At 73.0% G+C, this 8245-nt stretch carries 10 protein-coding genes; 5 read left to right on the top strand and 5 right to left on the bottom strand.

The genetic code is table 11. The annotated features are described in order from the left end of the window. Positions 1 to 270: biotin carboxylase N-terminal domain-containing protein (locus A4V12_RS07395; protein ID WP_350498003.1), on the bottom strand; the 270-nt coding region annotated here is incomplete at its 3' end. A gap of 357 nt (positions 271 to 627) precedes the next feature. Between A4V12_RS07395 and A4V12_RS07390 the strand changes: the two genes are divergently transcribed. After that, on the top strand, positions 628 to 1077 hold the full coding sequence (locus tag A4V12_RS07390) for a hypothetical protein (RefSeq protein ID WP_064068408.1): 450 nt from the start codon (positions 628 to 630) through the stop codon (positions 1075 to 1077). A gap of 12 nt (positions 1078 to 1089) precedes the next feature. On the opposite strand, the gene A4V12_RS07385 is transcribed toward A4V12_RS07390, so the two are convergent. From A4V12_RS07385 to A4V12_RS07375, 4 genes are all read right to left on the bottom strand, one after another. Then, the gene (locus A4V12_RS07385; protein ID WP_079136881.1) at positions 1090 to 1698 is read right to left on the bottom strand and encodes a Maf family protein; all 609 of its coding nucleotides are present in this window, start codon (positions 1696 to 1698) and stop codon (positions 1090 to 1092) included. A 61-nt stretch (positions 1699 to 1759) separates the two neighbouring features. Continuing rightward, positions 1760 to 1888 (bottom strand): morphogenic membrane protein MmpB, encoded by a 129-nt coding sequence (mmpB, locus tag A4V12_RS39445; protein WP_267893184.1) that lies wholly within the window; start codon positions 1886 to 1888, stop codon positions 1760 to 1762. Positions 1889 to 2007: 119 nt separating this feature from the next. Next, a complete protein-coding gene (locus A4V12_RS07380; RefSeq protein WP_064068406.1) occupies positions 2008 to 2217 on the bottom strand; it encodes an acyl-CoA carboxylase epsilon subunit in 210 nt (69 codons plus the stop codon). A 9-nt stretch (positions 2218 to 2226) separates the two neighbouring features. Then, the gene (locus tag A4V12_RS07375) at positions 2227 to 3828 is read right to left on the bottom strand and encodes an acyl-CoA carboxylase subunit beta (protein WP_064068405.1); all 1602 of its coding nucleotides are present in this window, start codon (positions 3826 to 3828) and stop codon (positions 2227 to 2229) included. A 109-nt stretch (positions 3829 to 3937) separates the two neighbouring features. Between A4V12_RS07375 and A4V12_RS07370 the strand changes: the two genes are divergently transcribed. The 4 genes from A4V12_RS07370 (at position 3938) to A4V12_RS07355 (ending at position 8211) form a co-directional block, all read left to right on the top strand. Then, on the top strand, positions 3938 to 4789 hold the full coding sequence (locus tag A4V12_RS07370; protein ID WP_064068404.1) for a biotin--[acetyl-CoA-carboxylase] ligase: 852 nt from the start codon (positions 3938 to 3940) through the stop codon (positions 4787 to 4789). Positions 4790 to 4897: 108 nt separating this feature from the next. Next, the gene (locus A4V12_RS07365) at positions 4898 to 6067 is read left to right on the top strand and encodes an adenylate/guanylate cyclase domain-containing protein (protein ID WP_064068403.1); all 1170 of its coding nucleotides are present in this window, start codon (positions 4898 to 4900) and stop codon (positions 6065 to 6067) included. A gap of 38 nt (positions 6068 to 6105) precedes the next feature. Beyond that, positions 6106 to 6894 carry an enoyl-CoA hydratase/isomerase family protein gene (locus A4V12_RS07360; protein ID WP_064068402.1) on the top strand — a complete coding sequence of 263 codons (789 nt, stop codon included), beginning with the start codon at positions 6106 to 6108 and terminating at the stop codon, positions 6892 to 6894. A 30-nt stretch (positions 6895 to 6924) separates the two neighbouring features. After that, positions 6925 to 8211, top strand: coding sequence for a GGDEF domain-containing protein (locus A4V12_RS07355; protein WP_079136880.1), 1287 nt, complete (start codon positions 6925 to 6927; stop codon positions 8209 to 8211). Positions 8212 to 8245 lie beyond the last annotated feature (34 nt).

Here is an 8245-nt window from a genome sequence, read left to right as displayed (position 1 = left end):
GAACTCCGCGTTCTCCGACAGAAATCCGTACCCCGGGTGGACCGCGTCCGCCCCCGAGTCCGCCGCGGCCTGCAGCACCTTGGCCATGTCCAGATAACTGGCGGCCGGGGTGTCACCGCCCAGGGCGAACGCCTCGTCCGCCGCACGGACGTGCAGGGCGTCCCGATCCGGATCGGCGTAGACCGCCACGCTCCCGATCCCGGCGTCCCGGCAAGCACGGGCGACACGGACAGCGATTTCGCCACGGTTGGCGATGAGCACCTTGCGCACGATGGCTCCCTCCTTGAAACAAGCTGAGTTTAGGGACAGCCGACACGGCGTTTCGACCCGTCCCCAATGGTGAGCTTGCCCACACGGAGCGTGATTCGAGGCGTAGTGGAGTCGTGAAATCCCTTGTCGCACCACGTTACGCAGGGCTTCTTGACGGAACAGTAGCCCGCGGGTGTGGTCTAGGTCTCTGTCCTGCCGGTCAGCAGGGCATCCCGTTTCTTTGTGGAGTCCCTACGAATGGGCGAATGATTCTTTGCGGCCCTGTCAGAACCCTTGTCCGAAGGTTTACCAGTCAGTAGCCTGCGCGCTGTCGTCCTGACCCACTCGTCGCAGCAGGTAACAGGCAGGGGAGCGCCCATGGTGGCCCGCAGACCGATAGCGCTGGCGGCCGGGATCGTGCTGGTCCTGGAGGCGGCGGGGCTGGTGCTGCTGCACATCGTGCTGGCGAAACTCCTGGCCGGTCAGCGGATGTCGCTGGACGGACTGGACCCCGACCTCATGGTCACCGCCACCTGGGTCATGGGCGCGGTCCTGGGCGCCTACGTGGGGCTCTGCGGGGTGCTGCTGGGGCTCCTGGGGGCGCGCGACCGCGTACCGGGGCGGGCCGTGCGCATCCTGCTCATCTCCTGCGCGATCACCCACGCGGTGCTCGGGGCGGTCACGGTGGGCCTGGTCGGGTGGGCGGCCTTCGCGTACATGATGGTCGTGCTGGGCCTGATCGTCGCGTCGCTGCTGCTGTACGCGCCGGAGGGCCCGGAGCCGGAGCCCGCGCCGCCCGCGGAGCGGGGCGGCGTGGCGGCGGCGTGAGGGGCCGGCGGGTCAGTCCCACAGGTCGGTGATGGCGACGCCCAGTTCGGCGAGCAGGCGGCGCAGCAGCGGCAGCGACAGGCCGATCACGTTGCCCGGGTCGCCGTCGATGCCGTCGATGAAGGGCGCCGAGCGGCCGTCCAGCGTGAACGCGCCCGCCACGTGGAGGGGTTCGCCGCTGGCGACGTACGCGGCGATCTCCTCGTCCGTCGGGTCGCCGAAGCGCACCAGCGTGGAGGCGGTCGCGGAGGCGTACCGCTTGGCGGTGGTGTCGTAGACGCAGTGGCCGGTCTGGAGGATGCCGGCGCGGCCGCGCATCGCCTTCCAGCGGGCGGTGGCCTCCTCGGCGTCCGCGGGCTTGCCGAGGGCCTGCTTGTCCAGTTCCAGCACCGAGTCGCAGCCGATCACCAGGGCACCGCTCACCTCGGGCTTGGCGGCCACATGGGCGGCCTTGGCCTCGGCGAGCGCGAGCGCCAGTTCGGCCGGGGTGGGGGCGGTGAACCTGTCCTCGTCGACCCCGCTGACGATGACCTCGGGGGAGAGCCCGGCCTGGCGCAGCAGGCCGAGACGGGCGGGGGACGCGGAGGCCAGCACGAGGCGGCGGCGCCGATCAGCAGTCATGGGCGCCATCGTACGGAAGGCACCCCGGCCGCCGGGGCCTTCGCCGGGGCGGTACGGGCCGTCAGTGCAGCCCCACCGCGAACATCGCCAGCACCATCGCCAGGGCCAGCAGGATCCCCGCCCGGCGCAGCATGGCCTGCATGTCGCGCATGTCCTCGGGGGGTTCGTTCTCGGGATCGGACCACAGCATGCCTCGATCCTGCGGTCCCCGGCCCGTCCGGCGCCTGAGTACGCGTACTCAGGCGCCGGAGCCGGGCCCGCCGGCGCCCCGCTCCGGCCACACGGGGGCCGGAGCGGGGCGCCCGCGACCTAGACGGGCCAGTACGAGCGGGCCCACGACCGGGGGCCCGGGCGCGGGCGGCGGCTCTGCGCGATGCGCGCCGGGTCCGACCAGCCCTCGGGGACGCGCTCCGCGCCTTCGGAGGCCGCCGAGGCGGTCGCGGCGGCGCGTGCCTGGACCACCGCGACGGCGGCGGCCAGCTCCTCCGGGGTCGGGTTGCCCCGCAGCACCTTGATCATGGGGGCTCCTTAGAGGGGGATGTTGCCGTGCTTCTTCGGGGGGAGGCTTTCCCGCTTCGTGCGCAGCTGACGCAGTCCCTTGACGACCTGGGTCCGCGTCTCGGACGGCATGACCACCGCGTCGATGTACCCGCGCTCGGCCGCCGTGTACGGGTTGAGCAGGGCGTCCTCGTACTCCTGGATCAGCCGTGCCCGGGTCTCCTCGACGTCCTCGGCCTCCGCGATGGTGCGGCGGTGCAGGATGTTCACGGCGCCCTGCGCGCCCATCACCGCGATCTGCGCGGTCGGCCACGCCAGGTTGAGGTCGGCGCCCAGGTGCTTGGAGCCCATGACGTCGTACGCGCCGCCGAAGGCCTTGCGCGTGATGACGGTGATCAGCGGGACGGTCGCCTCGGCGTACGCGTAGATCAGCTTGGCGCCGCGCCGGATGATGCCCTCGTGCTCCTGGCCGACGCCCGGGAGGAAGCCCGGCACGTCGACGAAGGTGAGGACCGGGATGTTGAACGCGTCGCAGGTGCGGACGAAGCGGGCCGCCTTCTCCGAGGCGTCGATGTCCAGGCAGCCGGCGAACTGCATCGGCTGGTTGGCGACGATGCCGACCGGGTAGCCCTCGACCCGCCCGAAGCCGGTGAGGATGTTCGGCGCGAACATCCCCTGCGTCTCCAGGAACTCGCCGTCGTCCAGGACGTGCTCGATGACGGTGTGCATGTCGTACGGCTGGTTCGCCGAGTCCGGGATGAGGACGTCCAGCTCGCGGTCCTCGTCGCTCAGCTGCAGGTCCGCCTCCTCCGGGAAGGCGGGCGCCTCGGAGAGGTTGTTCGACGGCAGGTACGACAGCAGGGACTTGACGTACTCGATGGCGTCCTTCTCGTCGCCCGCCATGTGGTGCGCCACGCCGGAGGTGCTGTTGTGCGTGCGGGCGCCGCCCAGCTCCTCGAAGCCGACGTCCTCGCCGGTCACCGTCTTGATGACGTCGGGGCCCGTGATGAACATGTGCGAGGTCTGGTCGACCATCACCGTGAAGTCGGTGATCGCGGGCGAGTAGACGGCGCCTCCGGCGCACGGCCCCACCACCAGGCTGATCTGCGGGATCACACCCGAGGCGTGGGTGTTGCGGCGGAAGATCTCGCCGTACATCCCGAGGGCCATGACCCCCTCCTGGATGCGCGCGCCGCCCGAGTCGTTGATGCCGATCACCGGGCAGCCGGTCTTCAGGGCGAAGTCCATCACCTTGATGATCTTCTGTCCGAACACCTCGCCGAGCGCGCCGCCGAAGACGGTGAAGTCCTGCGAGAACACGGCCACCGGGCGGCCGTCGACCGTTCCGTACCCGGTGACGACACCGTCGCCGTACGGGCGGTTCTTCTCCAGGCCGAAGCTGGTGGAGCGGTGCCGGGCGAACTCGTCCAGCTCGACGAACGAGTCCTCGTCCAGCAACAGGGCGATCCGCTCCCGTGCCGTCAACTTGCCCTTCGCGTGCTGCTTCTCGACGGCGCGCTCGGAGCCCGCGTGCGTCGCCTCGTCGATACGGCGCTGCAGATCCGCGAGCTTCCCCGCGGTCGTATGGATGTCGATCTTCTGGGGCTCTTGGGGCTTGGCCGGCTCGGACATCGGGATGGCGCTCCCTGCCTGGTCACGGGTTCGTTGGCTACTGACCCGTAGCGTATCGGCGGCGATACCGTTCGGCAGTGCGGTGTTTACCACACCTACGCTGGCTTGCATGACGCCCTCACTTGGTCCAGGGAGCCCCTGGTCGGACCTCGAACGACCGCCCCTGAAGGCCGCTTCCCTGCGCCGCGCCCTCGTCCGGCCCGGCGGCCTGTGGACCGCGCTCGACATCGTGCCCGCCACCGGCTCCACCAACTCGGACCTGTCCGTCCGGGCCGCCTCCCTCCCCGAGGGCGCCGTGCTGGTCGCCGAGGAGCAGACCGCCGGGCGCGGCCGGCTGGACCGCTCCTGGTCCGCGCCCGCCCGCTCCGGCCTGTTCTTCTCCGTGCTGCTCAAGCCGGACGTCCCCGTCGCCCGGCTCGCCTGGCTGCCGCTGCTGACCGGTGTCGCCGCCGCGACCGGCCTGGCGCGCGCCGCCGGTGTCGACATGGCGCTGAAATGGCCCAACGACCTGATGGTGAAGGTCGGGGGCGAGGAGCGGAAGGCCGGCGGCATCCTCGCCGAGCGCGCCGGCGACGACGGCATCGTCGTGGGCCTCGGCCTCAACGTGACGCTGCGCGAGGAGGAGCTGCCCGTCCCCACCGCCGGCTCCCTGCTCCTCGCGAACGCGGTCTCCACCGACCGCGACCCCCTGCTGCGCGCCGTGCTGCGCTCGCTGGAGCGGTGGTACGGCCGGTGGACGGCGGCCGCCGGCGATCCGGCGGCCAGCGGCCTCCAGGAGGCGTACGCCGCCGGCTGCGCGACCCTGGGCCGCACCGTCCGCGCCGAGCTGCCCGGCGACCGCACCCTGACCGGCGAGGCCGTGGCCATCGACGGCGACGGCCGGCTCGTGGTGGCGCCGCCCGGCGGGCGGAGGGAGCCCGTGGGGGCGGGCGACGTGGTGCATCTGCGCCCGGTGGACTGACGCGCTCGGCCGTGCGGACGTGAGCCAGGGCACACCTGCCGTATCGTTGACGGCGATCCAGCTACAGATCGGCAGGACAGTGCGCAGGGAACGGGCAGGAGGCGGCCGGTGACCGTCGACGACGCGAACTCGGGCGGGTCCGGGTCCGGGCCGAGCGGGGCGGAGTACCCCACCCCGCACCATGTCGTCGACCATACGGCGGAGCCGACCGACGACCCCCTGGCCATCCGGCTGGAGCAGCTGATCCTCGGTGCCGAGCGCCGCTACACGCCCTTCCAGGCGGCCCGCACGGCCGGGGTGTCCATGGACCTGGCCTCCCGGTTCTGGCGGGCCATGGGCTTCGCCGACATCGGGCAGGCCAAGGCGCTGACGGAGGCGGACGTGCTGGCCCTGCGGCGGCTGGCCGGTCTGGTGGAGGCGGGCCTGCTGAGCGAGCCCATGGCGGTGCAGGTCGCCCGGTCCACCGGCCAGACCACCGCCCGGCTGGCCGAATGGCAGATCGATTCCTTCCTGGAGGGCCTCACCGAGCCGCCCGAGCCCGGGATGACGCGCACCGAGGTCACCTATCCGCTGGTGGAGCTGCTGCTGCCGGAACTCCAGGAGTTCCTGGTGTACGTGTGGCGGCGGCAGCTCGCGGCGGCGACGGGGCGGGTGGTGCAGGCCGCCGACGACGAGGAGATGGTGGACCGGCGCCTGGCCGTCGGCTTCGCGGACCTCGTCGGCTTCACCCGGCTCACCCGGCGCCTGGAGGAGGAGGAGCTCGGCGAGCTGGTCGAGGCGTTCGAGACCACCTCCGCCGACCTGGTCGCCGCACACGGCGGACGCCTGATCAAGACCCTCGGCGACGAGGTGCTCTACGCGGCCGACGACGCGGGTACGGCCGCGGAGATCGCGCTGCGGCTCATCGAGACGCTCACCCACGACGAGACGATGCCCGCGCTGCGCGTCGGCATCGCCTTCGGCACCGTCACGACCCGCATGGGCGACGTCTTCGGCACGACGGTGAACCTGGCGAGCCGGCTCACCTCCATAGCGCCCAAGGACGCGGTCCTGGTCGACGGGGCGTTCGCGGAGGAGCTGGCGCGCACGGGCGAGGCCCCCGTGTCGGAGGCCCAGCTCGCCGAGGAGGCGGCGCGCGCCGAGAAGGAGGGCGAGACGGCGGCCGCCCCGGCGAAGTACCGCTTCGCGCTCCAGCCCATGTGGCAGCGGCCGGTGCGCGGGCTGGGAGTGATCGAGCCCTGGCTGTTGACGCGGCGGGAGCCTAGGATCCCCGGATAGCGGTCGCTAACGTTCGTTAACCGGGAGGGCCTTTCGTGATGTCCGAGCAGCGCTTCGGGGAGTTCGTCGCCGTACGCCGTCATGAGCACGTCGCCGAGCTGGTGCTCGACCGGCCCAAGGCCATGAACGCCGTCTCGACGGAGATGGCCCGCTCCATCGGCGCCGCCTGCGCCGCGCTGGCCGAGGATCCTTCGGTGCGCGTCACCGTCCTGACCTCCTCCGGCGACCGGGCGTTCTGCGTCGGCGCCGACCTGAAGGAGCGCAACTCCTTCACGGACGCCGAGCTGGTGCGCCAGCGGCCGGTGGCGCGCGGCGCCTACACCGGGGTGCTGGAGCTGCCGATGCCGACGATCGCCGCCGTGCACGGCTTCGCCCTGGGCGGCGGGTTCGAGCTGGCGCTCGCCTGCGACCTGATCGTGGCCGACGCGACGGCCGTCGTCGGCCTGCCGGAGGTCTCGGTGGGGGTGATCCCCGGCGGCGGGGGCACGCAGCTGCTGCCCCGCCGGGTGGGGGCCGCGCGGGCGGCGGAGCTGGTGTTCACGGCCCGGCGCCTGGAGGCGGCCGAGGCGGAGTCCCTGGGGCTGGTGGACCGGCTGGTGGACGACGCCCGGGAGGGCGCCCTGGAGCTGGCCGCGCGGATCGCCGCCAACTCGCCGGTCGGGCTGCGCGCCGCCAAGAGGGCCATGCGGCTGGGGCAGGGCCTGGATCTGCGGGCGGGCCTGGAGGTCGAGGACGCGGCCTGGCGGTCGGTGGCCTTCTCGGGCGACCGCGCCGAGGGAGTGGCGGCGTTCAACGAGAAGCGGAAGCCGGAGTGGCCCGGGGAGTGAAAAGTCGGGGATCCTCCCTAAGCTTGAGGAATGGGTGAGGATGTCCGGCTACGCGCTGTAGTGGCGCTCGCGCAGGCCATGGCGTCGGCGCACACTCCGCGCGAGACCTGGCGGGCGGCCGCGCTGGGCGCACGGGACGCGCTCGGTGGGTCGTTCGCCGCGCTCTCGATGTGGGAGCGCGATCTGGGCCGGCTGAAGGTGCTGGTGAACGCGGGTGCGCGGGCGCCGGGCGAGGAGGAGTTCCCCGACTCCGAGACGTACCCGGTCCACCAGTTCTGCGAGATCACCGAGTTCCTGCACGAGCGCTGGGCGGGCGGCGGGGAGCCGAACGCCTGGGTGGAGACCGCCGAGGGGCGCGAGGAGCCCGGACGGCCGGAGTACGCGGCGCTGCGCGGCCGGGTCGCGGCGCTGCGGCGGCGCGGCCGGGGCTGCTGCGTCGTCGCGCCGATAGTGATGCACGGGCGGGCCTGGGGCGAGCTGTACGTGGCGCGGCCGGTCGGCGTGCCGGTCTTCGACCGCCACGACGCGGATTTCGCGACCGTCCTCGCCTCGGTCGTCGCGGCGGGGATCGCGCAGACCGAGCGGCTGGAGGAGGTCCGCAGGCTGGCCTTCACCGATCCGCTGACCGGACTGGCCAACCGGCGGGCGGTCGACATGCGCCTGGACGAGGCGGTGGAGCGCTTCCTGGCGGACGGCACGGTCGTCAGCCTGGTGGTCTGCGACCTCAACGGCCTCAAGCGCGTCAACGACACGCACGGGCACGCGGTGGGGGACCGGCTGCTGGAGCGGTTCGGTTCGGTCCTGTCGTACTGCGGGGCGATGCTGCCGGGCGCGCTGGCCGCACGGCTGGGCGGTGACGAGTTCTGCCTGGTGTCGGTGGGGCCGGAGACGGACGAGGTGGTGGCCGCCGCGGACGAGCTGTGCGTACGCGCCGGGGAGCTGGAGCTGGGCGAGGGCGTGGCGTGCGGGGTGGCGTCGACCGGTGACCCGATCGGGCCGGTGCAGTCGGCCCGGCGCCTGTTCCGCCTGGCGGACGCGGCGCAGTACCGGGCGAAGGCCGCGCGGTCGCCCAAGCCGGTGGTGGCCGGCCGCGACGGCACCGTGATCGCCCTGGCGGACCACCCGCCCGGCCCCTCGCGGGACCGGCGCAGCTTCCGTGACGCGGTCCCGGACCCGGCCGTGGCGCCGGAGCTCCCCGCCCCGCCGGTCACGGAGGCCCCGCCGGTCACGGAGGCCCCGACGGTGGCGGACGCCCCGGCGGGCGAGGGTGCGGGGCCGGTGGGACGGGAGGGCGCTGCCGGGGCTGACGGGGCGTAAGGGGCTCTCGTCGGCCAGGGTAGTGACACGTTGG

The organism is Streptomyces noursei, from assembly GCF_001646665.1.
Lineage (GTDB): Bacteria > Actinomycetota > Actinomycetes > Streptomycetales > Streptomycetaceae > Streptomyces > Streptomyces lavendulocolor.
The sequence above is the reverse complement of the archived record's forward strand: the minus strand, read 5'-3'. Positions and strand labels throughout refer to the sequence as shown.